Origin of the sequence: Streptomyces neyagawaensis (genome assembly GCF_023516595.1) — a bacterium.
Lineage (GTDB): Bacteria > Actinomycetota > Actinomycetes > Streptomycetales > Streptomycetaceae > Streptomyces > Streptomyces neyagawaensis.
On sequence record NZ_JAMGBG010000056.1, the window covers coordinates 1 to 2,258 of the forward strand.

Consider the following 2,258-nt stretch of genomic DNA (forward strand, 5'->3'; position numbering starts at 1 on the left):
CCCCTTCACCACGGTCGAAGTGGACTCGTCCTGAAGGAGGTTGAGGAGCGGTACCGCCAGGGCCACGACCGACAGGGCGCCCGTGAGCATCACCGGCCGCCGTCCCACCCGGTCGCTGAGCCATCCCGCCGGGACGATCGTGGCCGCGAAACCGACGTTGGCGAGGACCGTCGCCACCAGGGCCTGACGGAAGGACGCGTGCAGGCTGCTCTGCAGATACGAGGGCAGCACCACGAGGAAGGTGTAACCGGCCGCCGCCCACCCCATGACGCGGCCGGCGCCGAGAACGATCGCCCGGGCCACCGCACGGGCCGGCGGCCGCACCACCGCCTCCGCCCGCCGGAACGCCGGTGTCTCGTCCAGCCGCAACCGCAGCCACAGCGCCCCCAGCCCCAGCGGCAGCGCCGACAGGAACGGCAGCCGCCAGCCCCAGGACTCCAGCTGCGCCGGGCTGAGCACCGACGCGAGCAGCGCCGCCGCCCCGGCCCCGCCCAGCAGGCCCAACGCCACCGTGAACGACTGCCACGAACCGTAAAGACCCCGCCGGCCCGCCGGCGCGAACTCCGTCATCACCGACACCGCGCCCCCGAACTCCCCGCCCGCGGACAGACCTTGCAGCACCCGCAGCGCGGTCAGCAGCCAGGGCGCGAACGCGCCGATCTCCGCGTACGTCGGCAGCGTCCCGATCAGCGCCGTCGACACCGTCATCAGGCCGATCACCAGGATCAGCACCGGTCGGCGGCCGATCCGGTCGCCGACCCTGCCGAACAGCGCCGCGCCCACCGGCCGGAAGAAGAACGCCAGCGCGAACGAGACGTACGTCTTCACCAGCCCCTCGACCGCGCCGCCGCCCTCAGGGGTGAAGAACCGCGCCGCGATGATCGTCGCGAAGGAGCCGTACACCCCGAACTCGTACCACTCGATGAAGTTGCCGACCGAGCCCGCGAACAGCGCCCTGCGGGACCGCGTCCCCTGGAGCGTCATGGCCGTACCGCCTCCCCGCGGCCGTGTCCGGCTCACCGGAAAACCGGCGCCCCGTCACGGCCAGTTGACTGTCCATCACTTGCAACACGGCAGGTGGGCGGCCGAAAGCGTCGCCCTGCGGCAGCCCGTTGTCACCCGACACGGCAATAGGTGCCCCGACCAGCCTCCACTTCGGCAGTCGGACGGCTACGCTCAATCACCTGTACGTCGTTTGGGCGACCTGGGGAGGTACCGGGATGACGGAGGCACGGCCCGACACGGCCGCCTCGGCTTCCCTGTGGGAGCGCGACGCGGAGCTCGCCGCGATCACGGAGGCGATCGAGGAGCTCCGCGCCGACCAGGCGTCACCGGGCAGAGTCCTGGTCTTCCGGGGCGAGGCGGGCATCGGCAAGACCGCCCTCCTCACGGAGGCCCGGCGGATCGCCAAGGAACGCGGCTGCACCGCCTGGTACGCGCGCGGCGGCGAGACCGTCACGTCCGTCCCGTTCAACGTGGTGCGCCAGCTGCTCCAGCCCGCGCTGCTGGAGCTGATGGACGGCGAGACCCGTGACTACCTGGGCGACTGGTACGACATCGCGGGCCCCGCCCTCGGTCTCGCCGAACCGGGCGAGACACCCGCCGACCCCCAGCACGTGTGCGACGGCCTCGTCGCCGCCGTGGGCCGGCTCGTCCGCCGGACCTGGCCCCTCGTGCTGCTGATCGACGACGCCCACTGGGCCGACCAGGAGACCCTGCACTGGCTGTCCGCGCTCACCGGACGGCTGGCCGAGATGTGCGTCCTCGTCGTGGTCGCCCGCCGCCCCGGCGAGGCCACCGGGGAACGGGCCCGCCATTTGCAGGAGATCGCCGCCGTCGCGGGCCCCGTCACGAAGATCAGCGCGCTCACGCCCGACGCCACCGCCGGGCTCACCCGCACCACCGTCGGCGAACACGCGGACGACGCGTTCTGCCGCGAGGTGTGGGCCGTCACCGCGGGCAACCCCTACGAGACCGTCGAACTCCTCGCCAAGGTCAAGGACAGCCAGCTGGACCCGGTAGAGGACTCCGCCGCCGAACTGCGCGCCCTCAACAAGACGGCGCGCGGCCACGGACTCGTCGCCCGCCTGGAGAAACTCGGCGTCGAGGCCACCCGGTTCGCCTGGGCGGCCGCCATCCTGCACACCGGCATCACCGTGGAGATCGTCGCCCGACTCGCCGGGCTGCCCATGTCCACGGCGTGGGAGTGCGCCGAACTGCTCACCCAGGCCCGCATCCTCACCCCGCCCGACCCGGCC

At 72.7% G+C, this 2,258-nt stretch carries 2 protein-coding genes; one reads left to right on the forward strand and one right to left on the reverse strand.

The annotated features are described in order from the left end of the window. Positions 1-984: MFS transporter (locus M8J73_RS24430; protein ID WP_249829055.1), on the reverse strand; the 984-nt coding region annotated here is incomplete at its 3' end. 236 nt (positions 985-1,220) lie between these two features. Here M8J73_RS24430 and M8J73_RS24435 point away from each other — a divergent pair. Continuing rightward, the coding region (locus tag M8J73_RS24435; RefSeq protein ID WP_249829056.1) for an AAA family ATPase at positions 1,221-2,258 on the forward strand (1,038 nt) is incomplete at its 3' end.